The sequence below is a fragment of the Pseudomonas tohonis genome, from assembly GCF_012767755.2.
GTDB lineage: Bacteria > Pseudomonadota > Gammaproteobacteria > Pseudomonadales > Pseudomonadaceae > Metapseudomonas > Metapseudomonas tohonis.
On the sequence record NZ_AP023189.1, the window covers coordinates 3,974,271 to 3,993,901 of the forward strand.

14 protein-coding genes and 2 pseudogenes are annotated in these 19,631 nt (G+C 67.8%); 12 read left to right on the forward strand and 4 right to left on the reverse strand.

What is annotated here, in order from left to right; all coding sequences use genetic code 11:
• The first annotated feature begins 34 nt into the window (after nucleotides 1–34).
• The 4 genes from HSX14_RS18000 to HSX14_RS18015 all read left to right on the forward strand — a co-directional run bounded on the left by HSX14_RS18000 (nucleotide 35) and on the right by HSX14_RS18015 (nucleotide 4,516).
• Nucleotides 35–310: a hypothetical protein gene (locus HSX14_RS18000; protein WP_173177365.1), complete on the forward strand. Its 276-nt coding sequence runs from the start codon at nucleotides 35–37 to the stop codon at nucleotides 308–310.
• 151 nt (nucleotides 311–461) lie between these two features.
• Complete coding sequence (locus tag HSX14_RS18005) at nucleotides 462–953, forward strand: sigma-70 family RNA polymerase sigma factor (protein ID WP_173177367.1); 492 nt, start codon at nucleotides 462–464, stop codon at nucleotides 951–953.
• The gene (locus HSX14_RS18010; protein ID WP_173177369.1) at nucleotides 950–1,987 is read left to right on the forward strand and encodes a FecR family protein; all 1,038 of its coding nucleotides are present in this window, start codon (nucleotides 950–952) and stop codon (nucleotides 1,985–1,987) included. The genes HSX14_RS18005 and HSX14_RS18010 overlap by 4 nt, the downstream gene beginning before the upstream one ends.
• 174 nt (nucleotides 1,988–2,161) lie before the next feature.
• Nucleotides 2,162–4,516, forward strand: a complete 2,355-nt coding sequence (locus tag HSX14_RS18015) for a TonB-dependent siderophore receptor (protein WP_228723631.1) — start codon at nucleotides 2,162–2,164, stop codon at nucleotides 4,514–4,516.
• Nucleotides 4,517–4,528: 12 nt separating this feature from the next.
• Here HSX14_RS18015 and HSX14_RS18020 read toward each other — a convergent pair whose 3' ends face one another.
• On the reverse strand, nucleotides 4,529–5,467 hold the full coding sequence (locus HSX14_RS18020) for a class I SAM-dependent methyltransferase (RefSeq protein ID WP_173177371.1): 939 nt from the start codon (nucleotides 5,465–5,467) through the stop codon (nucleotides 4,529–4,531).
• Between the two features lie 140 nt (nucleotides 5,468–5,607).
• On the opposite strand from HSX14_RS18020, the gene HSX14_RS18025 reads away from it, so the two are divergent.
• From HSX14_RS18025 to HSX14_RS18040, 5 genes and pseudogenes are all read left to right on the forward strand, one after another.
• Nucleotides 5,608–7,146 (forward strand): sensor domain-containing diguanylate cyclase, encoded by a 1,539-nt coding sequence (locus tag HSX14_RS18025; protein WP_173177373.1) that lies wholly within the window; start codon nucleotides 5,608–5,610, stop codon nucleotides 7,144–7,146.
• A 203-nt stretch (nucleotides 7,147–7,349) separates the two neighbouring features.
• Nucleotides 7,350–8,054 (forward strand): annotated as a pseudogene (locus HSX14_RS31670) (MCP four helix bundle domain-containing protein); the annotation flags it as partial.
• Between the two features lie 309 nt (nucleotides 8,055–8,363).
• Nucleotides 8,364–8,960 (forward strand): annotated as a pseudogene (locus tag HSX14_RS31675) (methyl-accepting chemotaxis protein); the annotation flags it as partial.
• 132 nt (nucleotides 8,961–9,092) lie between these two features.
• Nucleotides 9,093–10,004, forward strand: coding sequence for a LysR family transcriptional regulator (locus HSX14_RS18035; protein ID WP_173177377.1), 912 nt, complete (start codon nucleotides 9,093–9,095; stop codon nucleotides 10,002–10,004).
• A gap of 108 nt (nucleotides 10,005–10,112) precedes the next feature.
• Nucleotides 10,113–10,508 (forward strand): helix-turn-helix domain-containing protein, encoded by a 396-nt coding sequence (locus HSX14_RS18040; RefSeq protein WP_173177379.1) that lies wholly within the window; start codon nucleotides 10,113–10,115, stop codon nucleotides 10,506–10,508.
• Nucleotides 10,509–11,159: 651 nt separating this feature from the next.
• On the opposite strand, the gene HSX14_RS18045 is transcribed toward HSX14_RS18040, so the two are convergent.
• Both HSX14_RS18045 and HSX14_RS18050 read right to left on the reverse strand, forming a co-directional pair.
• Complete coding sequence (locus HSX14_RS18045) at nucleotides 11,160–12,650, reverse strand: ATP-binding protein (protein WP_173177381.1); 1,491 nt, start codon at nucleotides 12,648–12,650, stop codon at nucleotides 11,160–11,162.
• A gap of 194 nt (nucleotides 12,651–12,844) precedes the next feature.
• Nucleotides 12,845–13,795 carry a GlxA family transcriptional regulator gene (locus HSX14_RS18050; protein ID WP_173177383.1) on the reverse strand — a complete coding sequence of 317 codons (951 nt, stop codon included), beginning with the start codon at nucleotides 13,793–13,795 and terminating at the stop codon, nucleotides 12,845–12,847.
• Nucleotides 13,796–14,037: 242 nt separating this feature from the next.
• Here HSX14_RS18050 and HSX14_RS18055 point away from each other — a divergent pair, with 242 nt between their 5' ends.
• Both HSX14_RS18055 and HSX14_RS18060 read left to right on the forward strand, forming a co-directional pair.
• A complete protein-coding gene (locus HSX14_RS18055) occupies nucleotides 14,038–14,790 on the forward strand; it encodes a TerC family protein (protein WP_173177464.1) in 753 nt (250 codons plus the stop codon).
• An 810-nt stretch (nucleotides 14,791–15,600) separates the two neighbouring features.
• Complete coding sequence (locus HSX14_RS18060) at nucleotides 15,601–15,888, forward strand: hypothetical protein (RefSeq protein WP_173177385.1); 288 nt, start codon at nucleotides 15,601–15,603, stop codon at nucleotides 15,886–15,888.
• Nucleotides 15,889–15,928: 40 nt separating this feature from the next.
• Here HSX14_RS18060 and HSX14_RS18065 read toward each other — a convergent pair whose 3' ends face one another.
• A complete protein-coding gene (locus HSX14_RS18065) occupies nucleotides 15,929–17,695 on the reverse strand; it encodes a putative bifunctional diguanylate cyclase/phosphodiesterase (RefSeq protein ID WP_173177387.1) in 1,767 nt (588 codons plus the stop codon).
• Between the two features lie 292 nt (nucleotides 17,696–17,987).
• On the opposite strand from HSX14_RS18065, the gene gbpA reads away from it, so the two are divergent.
• Nucleotides 17,988–19,529 (forward strand): N-acetylglucosamine-binding protein GbpA, encoded by a 1,542-nt coding sequence (gbpA, locus tag HSX14_RS18070; RefSeq protein ID WP_173177389.1) that lies wholly within the window; start codon nucleotides 17,988–17,990, stop codon nucleotides 19,527–19,529.
• The last annotated feature ends 102 nt before the right edge of the window (nucleotides 19,530–19,631 follow it).

Below are 19,631 nucleotides of genomic sequence, written 5' to 3' on the forward strand. Positions count from 1 at the left end.
CTTCGACCCACCCCAGCAGACGAAGGTCAACATGATGAGTTCCACGCTTCTTGCCTGTGCCTCGCACTTTCCTCCAGCGCCCTTGTTCGCCGCCCAGGTCCTGGCCGAAGAACCCGACGGCGCCGCTGGCAAGGCCGCGGGCGGCATCAGCGGCCTGATGGTCGGCGCCATGGGCTGCCCCATCCTGGCCATCGCCTGCGCCGCGCTGGGCTACTACTGCGGTAACGCCGTGCAGCACTCCAGCGGCCTCAGCGAAGCCGCCTGGAATGAGGCTCGAGCGACTTCGAGGTCGAAGCCCAACCGGCCCTGACCGAGGAACGCGAGCGACCGATGTTGCAGTTGGTGAGCGTCCCGCCCGGCCTGGGGCGGAACGACGAAGCGCGGAAGGAGATGATTGTCGAAGTTTTTGCAAAACATTATCATTCGCGACCTTTCCTCATCCCCGATTGCCGCCCCCGCAGATGTCGACGCGCAGACCTGGCTTCTTCGACCACTATGAAGAGCTCATCGGCACCTGGACCCGCCGGCTGAGGAACCGCCATCGCGCCGAGGATTTGGCCCACGATGCCTTCGTCCGGGTGCTGGAGGCCGACCAGGCCGCCATCGAGCAACCTCGCGCCTACCTGCACCAGACCACACGCAACATCGCCACCGACCAGTTCCGCCGCGACGAACGCCGTGCCCTGCTGGAGCAGGAACTGGGCAGCCAGGCCGAGGCGAGCGCAGACGACCCCGAATCTTTCATGCACGCGGTGCAGCTGGCCGACTCTATCGAGAAGGCACTGGCCGAGCTGCCGCCCAACTGCCGCCAGGTGTTCGTCTGGCAGAAGCTCGAAGGCCTGAGCCAGGCGGAAATCGCCGAGCGCATGGGGTTATCCAAGAACATGGTCGAGCGGTATATGATCCGAACCCTTCGCCATCTGCGTGACCGCCTGGACGCGAGCCTTTCATGAGCAACGAGCACCCCACCGGGCATCCGCCCCCCACGCCGGAGCCGCTGGCCGCCCCGCCGGGCGCTGGCGCGGCACCCGGCTGCGCGGCGCACGAGGAGGCACTGCGCGAGGCGGCCGCCTTCTGGTTCACCCGCCACCGCGACGGTGAGCTCGACACGGACGAAGCCGAGCGCTTCGCCGCCTGGCTCGCCGCGAGCCCGGAGCATGAACGCGAATACGCCCTGCTCGACTACCTGTGGAAGGCCGCCGACCTGATGCCCGAGCCGCGCCTGCGCGCCCTTGCTGAGGCCCACGCACCCCGCGCCGGTCGCCGCCGCAACGCCACCCGTGCCCTGGCCATCGCCGCCAGCCTGGTAGTGGCCGCCGGTGCCGCCTGGCTATGGGTGCCGCTGCCTTTTGGTGCCGAGCAGTACGCCACCGTCGCCGGCGAGCGGCGCCAGGTGATCCTGGCCGACGGCACGCTTGTGGAACTCAACAGCCGCACCCGTCTGGAAGTGCGCTACCGCGACCAGCAGCGCCAGGTCAGCCTGGAAAGCGGCGAAGCCATGTTCAGCGTCACCCACGATCCCGCCCGCCCCTTCGTGGTGGATGCCGGCAAGGGTCGGGTGACGGTTACCGGCACGCGCTTCGACGTGCGCCGCGACCCGGCCGAGGTAAGGGTCGCGGTGGAATCCGGCAGCGTCCGGGTCGAGGGCCAGCGCAACGCCGCCACCCGCCCCCTGCTGGCCGGCGATGCCGTGCGCATCGCCAGTGACGGCAGCGTTGGCGCCATCGCCCCCATCGATATCTCCGCCATCACCGCCTGGCGCCAGGGCAAGCTGGTATTCAACGACGCCCCGCTGGCCGACGTGGTCGCCGAGGTCTCGCGCTACCGCGCGGCACCGGTGCGCGTGGCGCCCGCCGTAGCCGGCCTGCGGCTATCCAGCGTGTTTCGCGCCGATGACACCGACGCCCTGCTCGGCGTGCTGCCGCGCATGCTGCCGGTGCAGGTGCGTGCCCTCCCCGATGGTAGTCGCGAAATAATTCCTCTTTAGATTCAGGTTTTCTTTTCGTCGTTCGTCTTCTCGTCCAACTCTCATGGCCGACGCGCCATGAAGGCTTCCAGAAACGATCAGGACCGGATCAACGTGAACGACGCACATGCCTTCGCTACACCCGCCCGCCCCCGCTTCCCCCGCACACTGCGCTGGCTGCCGCTGGGCATCGCCATGGCCGTCGCCGGCATGCACGCCCAGGCCGCCGAGGCCATCCACATACCGGCCCAGCCCCTGGCCAGCGCCCTGGCGCAACTGGGCCGGGAAACCTCGTTGCAGCTGTTCTTCAGTCCCGACCTGGTAGCCGGCAAGCAGGCCCCGGCGGTGGACGGCAACCTCACCCCCGAGGAGGCCCTGGGCGTGCTGCTGCATGGCAGCGGCCTGGTCTTCGAACTGGTGGACGGCTCCGCGGTATTGCTCCAGCGCTCGCAAGACGAAGCCTCGGCGCTTGAGCTGCCCGCCTCGAACATCTCCGTGGTCGGCAACTGGCTGGGCACCGCCGAGGAGGCCGTAGTGCAAAACCATCCCGGCGCGCGCACCGTGATCCGCCGCGGGACCATGCAGGAGAAAGGCGCGATGAACGTGCGCGACGCCCTGCGTGCCGTGCCCGGCGTGCAGGTGCAGGAATCCAACGGCACCGGTGGCAGCGACATATCCCTGAACTTCGGTGTGCGCGGTCTCACCTCGCGCCTGTCGCCGCGCTCCACCGTGCTGATCGACGGCGTGCCGGCGGCCTTCGCCCCCTACGGCCAGCCGCAGCTATCCATGGCGCCCATCTCCCTGGGCAACCTCGACAGCATCGACGTGGTACGCGGCGCGGGCTCCGTGCGCTATGGCCCGCAGAACGTCGGAGGAGTGATCAACTTCGTCACCCGCGCTATCCCCGAGACCTTCTCCGGTGAGGTCGGCACCACCCTGGAGAACACCCGCCATGGCGGCTGGAAGCACCTGGATAGCGCCTTCCTAGGTGGCACGGCAGATAACGGCATCGGCGTCGCTCTGCTCTATTCCGGCGTCAACGGCCACGGCTACCGCGACAGCAATAACGGCAACGACATCGACGACGTGCTGCTCAAGACCCACTGGGCACCCACCGAGCAGGACGACCTGTCGCTGAACTTCCACTACTACGACGCCAGCGCCGACATGCCCGGTGGCCTGACCCAGGCCCAGTACGACGCCGACGCCTTCCAGTCAGACCGCGACTGGGACTACTTCAGCGGGCGGCGAAAGGACGTTTCCCTGAAGTACCTGCGGCAGATCGACGACGCCACCCAGTTAGAGGTGCTGACCTATTACAGCGACAGCTTCCGCGGCAGCGCCATCGCCACCCGTGACCAGCGCTTCCTCGGCTCTTTCCCGCGCAGCTACTACACCTATGGCATCGAGCCGCGCGTCTCGCGCATCTTCTTCGCCGGCCTCACCACCCACGAGGTGGGCGTCGGCTACCGCTACCTGAAGGAAGCCATGCACGAGGAAGCCAGCCGCCTGGCGCTGGTGGGCAATGTGCCGGTGGCCACTCCCGGCGTCTCGGCGGACGGCCACGCCTACCAGGACCGCACCGGCGGCACCGAGGCCAACGCTTTCTACATCGACGACAAGGTGGACGTGGGCAACTGGACCGTCACCCCCGGCATCCGCTTCGAGCGCATCAGCACCGACTGGCACGACCGCCCGGTGGTGGGCACCAATGGCGTGCGGGTGCAGGAGAAGCACCGCAGCAAGGACTACAACGAGCCGCTGCCGGCGATCAGCGTGATGTACCACCTCTCCGACGCCTGGAAGCTGTTCGCCAATTACGAGACCTCCTTCGGCAGCCTGCAGTACTTCCAACTCGGCCAGGGTGGCAGCGGCGACTCGGCGGCGGCCGGCCTGGAGCCGGAGAAGGCCAAGACCTACGAGGTGGGTACCCGCTACGACACCGAGGGCTGGGGCGGCGAAGTCACGCTGTTCTACATCGACTTCGACCACGAGCTGCAATACATCAGCAACGACATCGGCTGGACCAACCTCGGTGCCACCAAGCACCAAGGCATCGAGTTCTCCGGCCACTACGATCTCGACGCGCTGCTGGCCGGCCTCAGCCTCACCGGTAGCCTGACCTACACCCGCGCCACCTACGAGGGCGACATCCCCGGCTTCCGCACCCGCGACCTGCCCTTCTACTCGCGCCAGGTGGCCAATATCGGCCTGCGCTACCAGGCCGGGCGCTGGACCTACAACTTGGACGGCTACGCCCAGTCCATGCAGCGCGCGCCGGGCACCGGCATCGACGCCAACGGCAACTTCACTGGTGACTACATCACCGAACCGACCGCCGACGGCCAGTACGGCGACATCCCCGGCTACGCCACCTGGAACGTACGCGGCGGCTACAACTTCGGCGAGCAGCTGTCCAACCTCAAGCTCGGCGTGGGCGTGAAAAACCTCTTCGACCAGCGTTACTTCACCCGTTCCAGCGACAACAACGCCGGCATCTATGTCGGCCAGCCGCGCACCCTGTTCGTCCAGGCCAGCGTCGGCTTCTAAGGCGTCGTCGGCTCAGCCCTGGACGAACACCAGGGCCTTGAGCCCGCCTTCCGGGTCCACGTCCGCGAATTCCGGCGGATTGGCCAGGCGCTCGCGGAAGCGCAGAGCAGGCGCCTCCTCGGCCATGGTGCGGACGATGAAGTCGGCCCCGGTAGCCGGGTCGTTGACGCAGGCAAGCACCTGGCCGCCCTCGGCCAGCAGCTCCGGCAGGCGGCGGAGGATCTTGCGGTAGTCACGGTCCAGTTCGAAGCTGCCCTTCTGGAAGGACGGCGGGTCGATGATCACCAGGTCGTACGGCCCGCACTTCTTCACCTTGCCCCAGGACTTGAAGAGCTCGTGGCCGAGGAACATGACCCGGGTCGTGTCGTGGCCGTTCAGGCGGTGGTTGTCGCGGCCACGGCTCAGGGCGGCGCGGGCCATGTCCAGGTTGACCACCGCCTCGGCACCGCCGGCGAGGGCCGCCACGGAGAAGCCACAGGTGTAGGCGAAGAGGTTCAGCACGCGCTTGCCGGCGGCCTGCTCGCGGACCCAGCGGCGCCCGTAGCGCATGTCGAGGAACAGGCCGATGTTCTGGTTGCGCATCAGGTCCAGGCGGTAGGCCAGCCCATCCTCGTGCATGGTCCACTGCTCCACCGCCTCGCCCCAGAGCAGCTCGGTGTCGCTGCCCGGCAGGTAGCGCAACTGCAACAGTAGGCTGCGCACCGGTGCGGCGCGCCAGGCTTCGCTGGCCACCAGTCCGGCGAGCATCGCCTTGAGGCTGTCCAGCGCCCCGGCCTCCGGCTCGCGGAACAGCGCCACCTGGACCACGCCCTCCAGCCAGTCCACCACCAGGTGCTCCAGCCCCGGCCAGCGGCGGCCTCGCCCATGGAACAGGCGGCGCGTCTCGGCGGGCAGATCGCCCAGGGCGGCGGTCAGCTGGAGGCGAAGGGTTTCGATGGCGTCGGGGGTCATGGCGGTGCGGGTCCTGGTTCCGGGGCGCGGCATTCTAACCGCAGCGCTGCTAGGCTGCCTGTGTCCCGACTCTGCGGAGGTTTTCTCGCGCCCATGGTCACAACCATGACGTTCCCGTGTCATCGTCGAGCCCGACAAGCATGAACAGGCCGCCTCCCGTGGACAGCAACCAGGGCCATATCCAGGCGCGGCGCCTGGCGTTCGGCTTCACCGCGCTGGTGATACTGGCTATCCTCGCCATGGAGACCTGGCAGGTCTGGAAGGCCCACGAACAGGAATACCGTCGCGCCGAAGTCAACGCCACCAACGTCACCAGCGCCGCCGCCCAGCATGCCCGCGATGCGGTGCGCCAGGCCGACGCGTTGCTGGTCGGGCTGATCGAACGGGTCGAGTGGGATGGCATCGACAAGCTGCAGGTGGATCGCATGCGCAGCCTGATGAAGCGCCAGCAGCGCTTCCTGCCCCAGTTGCACGGCCTGTTCATCTACGACAAGGACGGCAACTGGCTGGTGACCGACAAGGACAGCATCCCCGCCGGCGCCAACAACGCCGACCGCGAATACTTCATCCACCACCGCGAGCGAGCCGACAAAGACCTGTACATCGGCAAGGCCATCTACAGCCGCTCGACCGGCGACCTGGTGATCCCCGTCTCGCGACGCATCGACAACCCCGACGGCAGCTTCGGCGGTGTCGCCCTGGCGACCCTGCGGGTGAGCTACTTCGTGCGGTTCTACGAGAGCTTCGATGTGGGCGACGCCGGCATCATCATCCTCGCCCTGCAGGACGGCACGCTGCTGGTACGACGCCCGTTCCTGCCCGAAGCCATCGGCGCCAGCCTGGCCAAGGGCCTGGTGTTCAGCGAGCTGCTGCGCCAGGCACCGGCCGGAACGGCGATCTTCCATGGCCAGGTGGACGGCATGGAGCGCCTGTTCAGCTACCGCCAACTGGCCGACTACCCGCTGGTGGTGGAAACCGGCATCTCCACCCGCTCCATCACCGCGCCCTGGCTCGACCAGGTCGCGCGCTCGGCCATGGTGGTGGTGGCGATGATCGTCGGCCTGGTGCTGTTCGCCCAGGCCCTGATCCGTCGCATCGAATCCGGCGCCCTGGCCGAAGAGGAGCTGCGCCTGGCCCACGATGCCCTGGAGCAGCTGGCGATGGTCGATGGCCTCACCGGGCTGGCCAACCGCCGCCGCCTCGATGCCGTGCTGCCCATCGAGGCGAGCCGTGCCCGCCGCCAGGGCACGCCGCTGGGCATCGTCATGTTCGATATCGATCACTTCAAGCGCTACAACGACCGCTACGGCCACCCCGCCGGCGACCAGTGCATCAAGGCCGTGGCCCAGGTGGTGGCCGCCTTCGCCCGCCGCCCCGGCGACCTGGCGGCCCGCTACGGCGGCGAGGAAATGACCTTGTTGCTGCCCAACAGCAACGAGGCCAACACCCGCGCCATCGCCGAACAGGTGTGCCTCGCCGTGCGCGAACTCGGCATCCGCCACGAAGGCAGCGAGCTGGGCCTGGTGACCCTCAGTGCCGGCATCCATGCCTACGACCCTAGCCCCAACGACGGCACCCCGGACGGCCACCTGCTGCGCGCCGCCGACGAAGCCCTCTACAGTGCCAAGGCCGCCGGGCGCGACCGCGTGCACCCACCGGAAACCCGGCCCGCGGCCTGACCCCGACCGAGACCGTCGGCCCCGTACCATCGTCCAGGGAAGCCGGATGCGAACTCTCCAAGGCGCTCCCCTTCAGTTCCCCCCACTCCCCGCCGATAATCATTCAGCCGCTACGCTTGATCCCATGAAGGGCGCGGTTGCCCACCTGGCACCCCAGAACGAACCATAACGAACCGGGAGTCGTCCCCATGCTTCTACGCCGCATGAAGATCGCGCCGCGCGCCATCCTCAGCTTTTCCCTCGTCACCCTGCTGGTGATCCTGCTCGGGCTCTTCGCCCTGCATCAGATGAAAGGCATCCGCGCCTCCACCGTGATGCTCAGCGAAGACAGCATGCCCAGCTACGCGGCACTGGGCACGATCAACGAGAAGATGCTGCGCCTGCGCATCGTTTCCTTCCGCATCCTGGTGGACCGCGAGCCCGAGCTGCTGCGCGCCACCAGCCAGCGCGAGGCAGAACTCACCAGCCAGCTGCACCAGGCCCAGGAGGTGTACGAGAAGCTGGTGGACGATGGCGAGGAAGCGGCCCAGTACGCCCGATTCAAACAGGTGCTGGCGGACTACTACCGGGTCAACGCCAAGCTGATGCAGCTCTCCGATGCCGGCCAGCTCGAGGAGCTGCGCGCGCTGCTGGGTGGCGAGTACAAGAAGCTCTCCGACGAGCTGGGCGTGCAGCTGGAAACCCTGATGAAGATCAACCAGCGCAACGCCGCCGAGACGGAGCAGCACGCCATCGACCAGTACGACAACGCGGTGCTGGTGGTCAGCGCGGTGATGATCCTCGCCGCACTGCTCACCGGCATCCTCGCCCTGGTGCTCACCCGCAGCATCGTCACGCCGCTGGACGAGGCCATGAAGGCCGCCGAGACCGTCGCCACCGGCAACCTCACCGAGCGCATCGAGGTCCACGGCAGCGACGAGCCGGCACTGTTGCTCGGCTCCCTGCGCACCATGCAGCAGAGCCTGAAGAGCACCATCGTGCACATCGCCCGCTCGTCCGACCAACTGGCCTCCGCCGCCGAGGAACTCAACGCGGTGACCGAGGACTCCAGCCGCGGCCTGCACCAGCAGAACCAGGAGATCGAGCAGGCCGCCACCGCCGTCAACGAGATGACCACCGCCGTGGACGAGGTCGCCCGCAACGCCGTCGCCACCTCCGAGGCCTCGCGCGACTCCGATCGCACCGCGCGCGGCGGCCAGGACCAGGTCAACCGCACCGTCGACTCCATCAGCGACCTGGCCCGCGATGTCGGCGAGACCTCCGGCCAGGTCGAGGAACTGGCCGGCAAGGTGCAGGGCATCAGCAAGGTGCTCGACGTGATCCGCGCCATCGCCGAACAGACCAACCTGCTGGCGCTCAACGCCGCCATCGAGGCCGCCCGTGCCGGCGATGCCGGGCGCGGTTTCGCCGTGGTGGCCGACGAGGTGCGCGCCCTCGCCCACCGCACCCAGCAGTCGACCCAGGAAATCGAGCAGATGATCGGCGGCATCCAGCAGGGCACCAACCAGGCGGTCGACGCCATGCAGCACAGCAGCCAGCGCGCCCGCGCCACCCTGGAGATGGCCCGCGCCGCCGGCAAGGCGCTGGACACCATCACCGAAGCCATCAGCCACATCAGCGAGCGCAACCTGGTGATCGCCAGCGCGTCCGAGGAACAGGCGCAGGTGGCCCGGGAGGTGGACCGCAACCTGGTCAACATCCGCGACCTGGCCCAGCAGACCGCCGCCGGCGCCCACCAGACCAGCGCCGCGAGCCAGGAACTCTCGCGCCTGGCCGTGGACCTCAACGGCCTGGTCATGCGCTTTCGCGTGTGACCCCCGGCGCCTGCGCGAACCCATCGCGCAGGCGTTCAATTACCGCGCATGCGTACAAGCCGCCCGCCCGGCGATCTGCAAGGCTGGCGAACCATCCCGCCTGCCCCCACGCTTCGATGAAGGAACCCGAGCATGAACCGCAGCGAAATGCGCCGCGTGGACCTGAACATGCTGATCGTCTTCGAGACGCTGATGCACGAGCGCAACCTGACCCGCACCGCCGAGAAGCTGTTCCTCGGCCAGCCGGCGATCAGCGCCGCGCTGTCGCGCCTGCGCGACTACTTCAACGACCCCCTGTTCGTGCGCAGTGGCCGCGCCATGGAACCCACCACCCGCGCGGTGGAAATCCTCCAGCAACTGCGCCCGGCGCTGGACGCCATGTCCAACGCCCTGAGCCATGCCCATGAATTCGATCCGGCCACCAGCAACATGGTGTTCCGCATCGGCCTTTCCGACGACGTCGAGTGCGGCCTGCTGCCCCCGCTGCTCAACCACCTGCGCGAGGTGGCACCGAACATCGTGCTGGTGGTACGCCGCGCCAACTTCCTGCTGATGCCGAGCCTCCTCGCCTCGGGCGAGATCTCCGTCGGCGTCAGCTACACCACCGAACTGCCGGCCAACGCCAAGTGCCGCACCCTGCGGCGCATCCAGACCATGGTGCTGCGCGCCGACAAGCGCCCCGAGCCGCTGACCCTGGACGACTACTGCAGCCGCCCCCACGCACTGATCTCCTTCTCGGGCGACCTGTGCGGCAACATCGACCAGGACCTGGCGCGCATCGGCCGCTCCCGTCGCGTGGTGCTCGCCGTGCCGCAGTTCAACGGCCTGCGCGCGCTGCTGGCCAACTCCGACGTGATCGCCACCGTGCCCGACTACGCCGCCAGCGAACTGGTGGCCGGCGGCGGCCTGCGTGCCGAGCCGCCGCCCTTCGAGATCGTTCCCGCCAAGCTGACCATGGCCTGGCGCGGCGCCCAGGACAACGACTCCGCCGAACGCTGGCTGCGCACCCAGATCGTGCGTTTCATGAGCGAAGACGGGCTCTGAAGCGAATTAACAACGTTTAACTCGCCCACCGCCCTGGCCTCCCGAACAATCTGCTGACCTCCTGTGCCCATCCGGCCACGGGATCGAACGCGGATCGGGATGATCGCCATGGCCAGTACTCACCACGACAGCACCTGCGCATACCACCCGCCCGAGGCCGGCTCCGGCGCCTCGGGCGGCCTCGCCCCGTGGCGCGAGCGCCTGGCCAAGCAGATGATCCTCACCCACCTCGCCGAGGGCATCCCGGTCGCCCGCCTGGCCGAAGCCTGCGCCCTCTCCCGCAGCCACTTCGCCCGCGCCTTCAAATGCACCACCGGCATGACGCCCCAGGATTGGCTGCGCCGGCAACGCCTGGCCCGCGCCAAGGAACTGATCCGCAACTCCGACCTCAGCCTCACCCGTATCAGCCTCGAATGTGGCTTCTACGACCAGGCCCACTTCTCCCGCCTGTTCACCCGCCTCGAAGGCGTCAACCCGATGAGCTGGCGGCTGATCGGCGAGTGACGGGCCCGTGGGAGCGGCTTCAGCCGCGAAAGCCCCGCAGCAGGGAACCCGCTGCGAGTGGCCGGATGATCTGTCGAGAATGAATTGGCTCTGTCTGAGTTAAGTGTTGCTAGAAGAGTTGAGCCCAGCTGATTGCCGAGCTTTGCTGAAGTTTCTGGTTTCGCCCCCCCGGGCGAGTCCCTTTTTTCAGTCGCCAAAAAAGGAACCAAAAACGCTTGCCCCTCCATACGGGTCTGGCTTCGCCAGACTCCCCTCGCTCCATCATCGTTTCAGGGGCCCGGCGTAACGGGCCATCCATGGCCCGGTACGCCTTTCGCGACATCCATGTCGCTCAACCCCTGAAACGACGATTGCGCTCGGCCTCCTGAAAGGGGCGTTTGGTCGCTGCTCCAACATCGATGCTCGATACTTCACATTGATGTGCGCATCACCACCGGGTGGACGCCGTGGCTGGCGGCTTTCGTAGGATGGCGTAGAGCGAAGCGAAACCCATGCGGTGGGTCTGCCAGGAATCCAGAGTCGTCCTGTTGAATCCACACAGCTAACGCAGACAGAGCCAATGAATTCGCCCCCACGAGACCATGCAACGGTGCGAGGTTCAGCCCCGCTGCGTTGGGCTTCGTACCTCAGCCCAACCTGCGGGTCATGGGTTCAATGGGGCATGCCTTGCACCGGCGCGCCGCGCCAGAGGCTCGGGAGGGGCATCGCCAGGCGCCACTCCAGGGCACGCTGGGGGTGCTCGCCGCCACTGCGCAACTTGTCCAGCGCGTAGGCCCGGGTGGTTTCCAGCAAGCGGTAGCGCACCTGCCCGTACTCCGGCTCCGCCAGCAACAGGGACTTGGCCACCAGGTGGCTGATGGCCTCGTACAGCCGCGTTTCGCTGATGCGCTCGCAGCCGATGACCCGCACGGCGCCGTCGAAGGTGAAGGCCTGCTTGAACAGGGCCAGGCGTTGCAGCACGACGCGCTCCAGCGCAGTCAGCAGGTCATAGCTCCAATCCAGGCTGGCCCTCAGGCTCTGGTGCCGGGGTACCGCCGTGCGCCGCGCGTGGGCGAGCAGTTGGAACGGGCCATCGAGCAGCCGTTGCAGGCCGTCGAGGCCGAGGCTGTCCACCTGGGCCGCGGCCAGTTCGATGGCCAGCGGCAGGCCGTCGAGGCGGCGGCAGATCTCGCTCACCCGCGGCACGTCATCCGGGCGCAGGCGGAAGCCATCCTGGCGGGCGCGGGCCCGGCTGACGAACAGGCGGATGGCGGCGCAGCCCAGGGCTTCCTCCACGGAGCAGTCGGCCAGCGCGGGCGGCACCGGCAGGCCCGCCAGGCGCTGGACGAACTCGCCTTCGGCCAGCAACGGCTCGCGGCTGGTGGCCAGGATCGACAGGCGCGGCGCGCGGCGCAGCAGCCCCTCGGCCAGCAGCGCCGCGGCGTCCGGCAGGTGCTCGCAGTTGTCCAGCACCAGCAGCGCATGACGGCCGCGCAGTTGCCGGCCGATGTCGGCGATCGGGTCCGTCCCCGGGTCCTGGAGGCCGAGCACCGCAGCCACACGGCGGGCCACGCCGTCGGCCCCGCACTCGGCCAGGTCGATGAGGTGCGCCCCGTCCGCGTAGTGCTCCAGCAACAGTTCGGCGACGCGCAGCGCCACGGTGGTCTTGCCCACGCCGCCGGGGCCGGCCAGGGTGAAGAAGCGCCGCTGCGGCAACTCGCGCACCAGGGTCCCCACCAGCGCATCGCGCCCCTCGATGCGGGTCAGCCGCACCGGCAGGTTATGCGCCGGCCACGCACCCGGGGTTGCAGCCGGCGCCCCGCCTTCGCAGCTCACTTCGGCGACGAAGCTGTAGCCGCGCTGCGGCACGTTGGCGATGAAGCGGCGCCCGTCACGCCCGTCGCCCAGGGCGCGACGCAAGGCGGCGATATGCACCCGCAGGTTGGTTTCCTCCACCACGGTGGTGGGCCAGACGCGGGCGATGATGCAGTCCTTGCCAACCAGGTGGCCGGCGTTCTCCAGCAGCAGCTGGAGGATGTCCAGGGCGCGGCTGCCCAGGTGCAGCGGGCGCTCGCCCTCGAGCAGGAGGCGGCGCTGGACGTGGAACCGGAATGTGCCGAAGCACAGCACGGGGTCATCCTGGAAGATGGTGGGGTTGTTCATGTCGCTGTCGTGCCGACGCCGAATGGCCTCGCCCTGCGGACTGCCTGCAGGGCCCCGATCCGGGCCCGTGCACCCTCCTTACGAGAATGCTTCCCATCATCCCAGCCTGGTGTGACGGAACAATCACGGCGAGGGGAACGAGACGGCCAAGGCGGTGCCCAGGACGGACACGCGCCGGAACCCTCGACGGCCTGCTAGCTGAACTGCTGGCGGTACTGCGCGGGGCTGAGCCCGAGCTTCTCGGCGAACAGCACGCGCATGTGCCGCACGCTGCCGAAACCGCTGCGGTAGGCCACGGTCTTCAGGGGCAGGTCGCAGGTTTCCAGCAGGCTGCGGGCGCGGTCCAGGCGCGCGCCCTGGAGAAACTCCATGGGCGTCATCTTCACCTCGCGGGCGAACACGCGGGAGAAGTGCCGGGGACTCATCGCCGCCAGGGTGGCCATGCGCTCGACGCTGAAGGGCTCCTCCAGATGTTCCAGCACGTGGTTCTGCACCCGCGCGATCGGCGAGTCGTCGCCCACCACGCCGGCCGCCAGCGGGCTGAACTGCGCCTGCCCGCCCTGGCGCTGCATCACCACCAGCAGCACCTTGGCCACATCCAGCGCCAGCTTGCGGCCATGGTCCTCGGCGACCACGCCCAGGGCCAGGTCGATGCCGGCGGTGACGCCGCCGGAGGTGAGCAGCTTGCCGTCGCGGATATAGATGCGGTCCGTCTCGATCGCAACCCCCGGACAGCGTCGCGCCAGGCGCTCGATGTAGTGCCAGTGGGTGGTGACCCGACGGCCATCGAGCAAGCCGGCCTCGGCGAGGATGAAGGCGCCGGTGCAGATCGAGCCGTAGCGCCGCGAGGCCTGCGCCGCGCGATTGAGCCAGGGCACCAGTGCGCCGTGGCTGTCGTTGTAGGCGCCGGGGCCGCCGGGCACCAGCAGCAGGTCGAAGTCCGGCTCGACCTCTTCGATCAGATGCTCGGCCTGCATGACCAGGCCATTGGAGGCCCGCACGCTGCGTTCCCCGCTGGCGAGGGTGAGGATGCGATAGGCCTGCTCGGGCGGCAGGTAGCGGTTGGCGATGGAAAAGACGTCCATGGGGCCTGCGACATCGAGCGTCAGCAGGTCGGGGAACAGGAGGATGGCAACGGTCTTCATGCAGCGGCGGGAGGCGTCCGGCAGTTGGAAACGCGCAGTATGAACAGGCGCCGGGAGGCTGTCTGCGAACAATTGCCGGTGGCGCGAACGCGCGGGCCGAAGCCCCCGCGTACCGCCCGTCGGAAGCCGCCTCGGGGGCACGCGGTCGCAGCCAGGCTGAAAAGACTTGTTGCTATTCCCACATCGCCGCCGTTCGGTCGAATCTCCAGAATGGCGCCTCCCTGAATCTTCGGATGACCGACGTGGATTACCTCCTGCAACTCGTGTCGAGCCCCACCGCCTGGATCGCCCTGGCCACCCTGGTGGTGATGGAAGTGGTGCTCGGCATCGACAACCTGATCTTCATCTCGATCCTCACCAACAAGCTGCCCGAGCACCAGCGCGCCAGGGCCCGTCGCCTGGGCATCGGCATGGCGCTGATCTTGCGCCTGGGCCTGCTCGGCACCGTGGCCTGGATCGTCCAGCTGGTGCACCCGGTGTTCGAGGTGTTCGACCATGCGTTCTCATGGAAGGACATGATCCTCATCGCCGGCGGCCTGTTCCTGCTGTGGAAGGCCACCACGGAAATCCGCCATTCGGTGGACCCGGCCCCCGAAGGCGACATGTTCGTCGGCAAGCAGGTCGCCGCCATCGGCTTCAGCTCGGCGATCGTGCAGATCCTGCTGCTGGACCTGGTGTTCTCCATCGACAGCATCATCACCGCCGTGGGCATGACCGAGCACGTGCCGATCATGGTCATCGCCGTGATCGCCGCCGTCACCGTGATGCTGCTGGCCGCCGACCCGCTGGCGCGCTTCATCAACGACAACCCCACCGTGGTGATGCTGGCCCTGGGTTTCCTGATCATGATCGGCATGACGCTGATCGCCGAAGGCTTCGGCGCCCATGTGCCCAAGGGCTACATCTACGCCGCCATGGCCTTCTCCGCCGCCATCGAAGCGCTCAACATGCTGTCCCGCCGCGCCGCCCGCCGCAAGGCGCAGCGGCAGGCGTGACGCACCGCCCCTCTCTCGCGGGAGAGGGGCGCTGCCAGTTGCCTGCATCCCCCTTCGCGAGGTCGGTATTCATCCTGTAGGCAAGGATTCATTGGATCTGTCTGCGTTGGCTGTCGTGAACCTGATGCGAAGCCTCAAGCACGGTGCTTTGCGGGGCATTTAGGGCGTCCTGTCACGCCCCCCGCGTGGGTTTCGCTTCGCTCTACGCCACCCTACGGAAGCCGTTGCGCCCCGAACGAGATGCGCACACCAATGAACACGCTGGCGAAGACGTTGGAGCAGCGGCCAAACGCCCCTTCAGGAGGCCGAGCGTAATCGTCGTTTCAGGGGTTGAGCGACATGGATGTCGCGAGAGCCGCGATGGGCCAGGGATGGCCCTTCGCGGCGTGCCCCTGAAATGATGATGGAGCGAGGGGAGTCTGGCGAAGCCAGACCCGTATGCAGGGGCAAGCCTTTTTGGTTTCTTTTGGGTGGTGCGGCACCCCGACGACTGCCAAAAGAAACTCGCCCGGGGGGGCGAAACCAGAAACACCAGCAAAGCTCGGCAACCGGCTTGGCCAAAAACCTTCTCGCAACACTTGATGCCGGCACAGCCCATTCATCCGCGATTGCCCCTTTTCGCGGTTGAAACCGCTCCTACGGAACCAGCCCGGTTCAAGGCACCCCGGGAATTGGCCCAGGCCCGGACGAGGGCCGATGAAAAATCCGCGAACCTGACCTGAACCCTTCATATGAATATGAGATCAACATCGTATCGATGCGCCAGGTGGCGATCGAAGCGCCATATCGTTACGAAGGAGTCGAACTTCGATGAACATTTCCCCCGAACTGGCCCTCAGCCAAGCCCGTGAACGGCTGCAACACATGCGCAACGCCGCGGACGGGCGCACCCTCGCCTACCGTTTCGGCGTAGCCCAGGGCTACATCAACGCCCTGCGCGACTTCGCCGGGCTGGATGCGGAAACCTGGCGTCACCTGCTGGACGAAGCCGAGGCCGTGCGCCACGAGACCGATGCCGCGCTGCACCCGCTGGTTCCCCAGGCCTTCATCCTCGCCCAGGCCGGCCCGGCCAGCGAAGGCCAGCCCGCCCTGTCCTGAACGCCCCGCCCCAGCCTGCCCGGGCCCGTGCCGGCCCGGGTCAGCTGCGCGAGCGGTGCCACGCCTCCAACTGCTCCGGTGGCATAGGTCGGGCCACGTAGTAGCCCTGCACCTCGTCGCAGCCCCACCACTGCATCAGGCGGTACAGCTCCTCGGTCTCCACGCCCTCGGCCACCACCCGGTAGCCCAGCTGCCGCGCGAGCTGGATCACCGCGCCCACCACCCGCTGGTCGCGCAGCTCGGTCTGCACGTTGCGCATGAAGGACTGGTCCAGCTTCACCGCGCTGGCCGGCAGGTCGCGCAGGTAGGACCAGTTGCTGTAGCCGGTGCCGAAGTCGTCGATGGCAAGCTCGATGCCCTCCGCGCGCAGGCGCTGCAGGTTGCGCTGCACCTCCTCGGGGTTCTTCATCAGCACGCTCTCGGTGAACTCCAGCTCCAGGCCCGCCGGGTCGATCCGGTGGCTGCGCACCAGGGCGATGATGCGGTCGACGAAATCGGCATCGTCCATGTCGTTGGCCGAGACGTTGATCGACACCTTCCAGTCCCAGCCCTGCCGCTGCCATTGGGAAGCCTGCACGATGGCCCGCTCGGCCACCCACAGGCTCAGCGGGCGGATCAGCGCGGTGCGCTCGGCCAGGGGGATGAATTCCGCCGGGCTGATGCCGCCCAGTTGCGGGTGGCGCCAGCGCAGCAGCCCCTCGACCCCGACCATGCGCCCGCTGAGCAGGTCGACGCGGGGCTGGTACTCCAGGCGCAGCTGGTCCTCGGCGTGCACCGCCTTGGACAGCGACGACAGCAGCAGGAAGGCGCGCTGCTGGGCATGGTCCAGGGCCGCTTCGTAGTAGCGCCAGCGCACCCCGGTCTCGCGGGCGTTGTCGGCCGAGCTCACCAGCAGGCGCAGCCAGTCGCGGTTGTCCATCGCCGGATCGAGGTCGAGGATGCCGGCGCCGAAGCGGATCTGCAGGGGGATGCCCTCGCACTCGATGGGCGCCGAGAAGACATCGGCGAGGGCGTGGGAGAGCCTTTCCACGGCATCGCGCCGGGCGCCGTGGATGATGAAGCCGAAGCGCGTGGGGCTGATCTTGTAGAGCAGGTGCCCCTCCGGCAGGGCCTGCTGCAGCCGGGTCTTGATCAGCAGCATCAAGGCCGCCGAGAAGGGGTAGCCGAGCACCTTGACGATGTCGTTGAGGAAGGCCGGCGCGATCATGTCCGCCGCCACCACGGTGATGCGCTGGCCGGCGCGCAGCGCACCCTCCACGTCCTCTTCCAGGCGCAGGCGGTTGTACAGGCCGGTGGGCTGGTCGATGAAGGTGGCCTCACGGATGTTGCGCAGGCGCAGCATCGCCAGTTGCGCGAGGGACTCCAGCATGGCTGCGTCGCGCGCCGAAAGCGGCGGGCGCGGTTCGCTGTCGATGATGCAGAAGCTGCCCAGGGCCAGGCGCTCCTCGGTGAGCAGCGGCACGGCGGCATAGAAGCGGATGCCGGGCTCGCCGGTGACCAGCGGGTTGTCGCAAAAGCGCTCGTCCAGGCGCGCGTCGCCGACCTGGAACAGCTGCTCCGACATCACCGCGTGGGCGCAGAAGGCATCGCGCCGGGGCGTTTCGCTCACGGCGAGGCCCACCTTGGCGCAGAACCACTGGCGGTTGTCATCGATGATCGAGACCAGCGCGATGGGCACCTCGAAATAGGCGGTGGCCATCTGCACCAGCTTCTCGAAGACCTCGTCCTGCCGATCTTCCAGCGGCCGCAACGCACGGACCTTGCTCTGGCGTTCGGATTCATTGGTGGGGAGAGGGGTTACGTCCATATGTCCTCCCGGCAGCTGGACCTTCTGCTCTGACAGCCCTCGACGAGCTTTGATTCAAGCAGCCCGATCGCCTTCGTGCCGCCCCGGACGTCGAATTCGACGCCGCCTGGTCGCGCCCCTCCCCCGCGCATTCACAAAGCCATTCTCGGACTCGTCCGATGGGACAGGAACCTCCCCGGAGGCATCCTGAATCCGCTCCAGATATCGCTGCCAACCTGTCGCGGCGGGCCTGCCTGCAACAGGCAGCGATATCGGAGCGCCCATTTCGACTCCCTCTCAGAAAGGTACTTCGATGAGCATTTCCAAGCGCACCCTGCGCAAGCTGCCCCTCGCCCTCGCGGTCGGCCTCGCCACCCTGGCATCCCAGCAAGCCTTCTCCCATGGCTACATCGAGAGCCCGAAATCCCGAGCGCAGATGTGCAGCCCGGGCGGTGGCAACCTCAACGCCAACTGCGGCTCCATCCAGTGGGAACCGCAAAGCGTGGAATACCGCCCCGAGGCGCAGAACCACTTCGGCGGCAAATGGTGCGGCGGCACCTTCCGCGAATGCGGCCCGGCCGACGGCACCATCGCCGCCGGCGGCCACAACGCCTACAGCCCGCTGAACGAGCAGACCGCCACCCGCTGGCACAAGACCACCATCAAGCCCGGCATGCAGGACTTCCGCTGGCACTACACCGCCGGCCACGCCACCGCCTACTGGCAGTTCTACATCACCAAGAAGGACTGGAACCCCAACCAGCCGCTGACCCGCGCCTCCTTCGAAGCCGCCCCGCTGCTGCACGAGGACTTCGCCACCAGCGGTCATGCCAAACCCGAACATGGCAAGAAATCAACCCACCGTCTGAACATCCCCGCTGACCGCAGTGGCTACCACGTAGTCCTCGCCACCTGGCGCATCGCCGACACCGACGCCACCTTCTACCAGGTCGTCGACGTCAACATCGACAACGAGGGCGCCGGCAACGGCGGCACCACCCCGCCGGCACCGGAATGGAACCTGATCGGCGCCGTACAGCCCGAGCCGCTCAGCGTCGGCGACACCGTGACCCTGCGCGCCTTCGCCAAGACCGGCCAGCTCAACAGCATTTCGCTGAAGATCGAGAACGCCAACCAGGCCCAGGCCGACAACTGGCCCTTCCTGCTGGCGCAGAAGGTCAATGCCGCCGACCTCGGCTACAAGCTGGGCGAGCTGAACACCACCGGCGACATCGTGCCCAACTACGGCCGCAACGGCATCCATGTGAAGGCCGACAGCAAGGTGGTACGCGTCGAGGTGCAGAAGGACAAGCCGAGCGTGCCGGGTTCCCTGGGCCTGACCGGCCTGCAGGGCAGCTACCAGATCAAGGACGGCAAGGCCGACCTGCACTTCAACGCCATCGCCCAGGGTGGCGAGTACCAGGTCAAGGCCACGGTGCTCAACGCCAAGGGCGAGACCATCGCCCACCAGGAAGCCGCGCCGGGCAACACCCCGCACTTCCACATCCCGCTGCTGAAGGCCGAAGCGGGCAAGCACGACCTGGTGGTCGTGGCCACGCCGAAGAAGGGCGAGTTGCTGCAGCAGACCCACAGCTTCAGCCTGATCGCCGAACCGGGTAACGGTGGCGAGAACCCGGGCGGCGGCGAAAACCCGGGCAATGCCAAGTACGACTTCGTCTTCCCGGACGGCCTGGCCGGCTACAAGGCCGGCACCACCGTGCTGGCCAAGGACGGCAACGTCTACCAGTGCAAGCCCTTCCCCGCCAGCGGCTACTGCAAGCAGTGGACCCCGAGCTCGAACCAGTTCGAACCGGGCAAGGGTTCCCACTGGACCATGGCCTGGGACCGCAAGTAACCCGACCGGGGGCCGGGCCACGGCCCGAGCCCCCACCCCGATGAACCGGAACGCCCGACGGCCAGGAGCCGCCGGGCCGTTCCCGTCCCCGACGGAACCGCC

What these genes read in the sequence shown, in the direction of transcription:
- HSX14_RS18015 (WP_228723631.1), top strand. Translation starts at nt 2,162, where the DNA reads ATGGCCGTCGCCGGCATGCACGCCCAGGCCGCCGAGGCCATCCACATA.
- HSX14_RS18050 (WP_173177383.1), bottom strand. Translation starts at nt 13,795, where the DNA reads ATGAAGACCGTTGCCATCCTCCTGTTCCCCGACCTGCTGACGCTCGAT.
- gbpA (WP_173177389.1), top strand. Translation starts at nt 17,988, where the DNA reads ATGAGCATTTCCAAGCGCACCCTGCGCAAGCTGCCCCTCGCCCTCGCG.
- HSX14_RS18000 (WP_173177365.1), top strand. Translation starts at nt 35, where the DNA reads ATGAGTTCCACGCTTCTTGCCTGTGCCTCGCACTTTCCTCCAGCGCCC.
- HSX14_RS18060 (WP_173177385.1), top strand. Translation starts at nt 15,601, where the DNA reads ATGAACATTTCCCCCGAACTGGCCCTCAGCCAAGCCCGTGAACGGCTG.
- HSX14_RS18065 (WP_173177387.1), bottom strand. Translation starts at nt 17,695, where the DNA reads ATGGACGTAACCCCTCTCCCCACCAATGAATCCGAACGCCAGAGCAAG.
- HSX14_RS18045 (WP_173177381.1), bottom strand. Translation starts at nt 12,650, where the DNA reads ATGAACAACCCCACCATCTTCCAGGATGACCCCGTGCTGTGCTTCGGC.
- HSX14_RS18035 (WP_173177377.1), top strand. Translation starts at nt 9,093, where the DNA reads ATGAACCGCAGCGAAATGCGCCGCGTGGACCTGAACATGCTGATCGTC.
- HSX14_RS18005 (WP_173177367.1), top strand. Translation starts at nt 462, where the DNA reads ATGTCGACGCGCAGACCTGGCTTCTTCGACCACTATGAAGAGCTCATC.
- HSX14_RS18025 (WP_173177373.1), top strand. Translation starts at nt 5,608, where the DNA reads ATGAACAGGCCGCCTCCCGTGGACAGCAACCAGGGCCATATCCAGGCG.
- HSX14_RS18010 (WP_173177369.1), top strand. Translation starts at nt 950, where the DNA reads ATGAGCAACGAGCACCCCACCGGGCATCCGCCCCCCACGCCGGAGCCG.
- HSX14_RS18020 (WP_173177371.1), bottom strand. Translation starts at nt 5,467, where the DNA reads ATGACCCCCGACGCCATCGAAACCCTTCGCCTCCAGCTGACCGCCGCC.
- HSX14_RS18040 (WP_173177379.1), top strand. Translation starts at nt 10,113, where the DNA reads ATGGCCAGTACTCACCACGACAGCACCTGCGCATACCACCCGCCCGAG.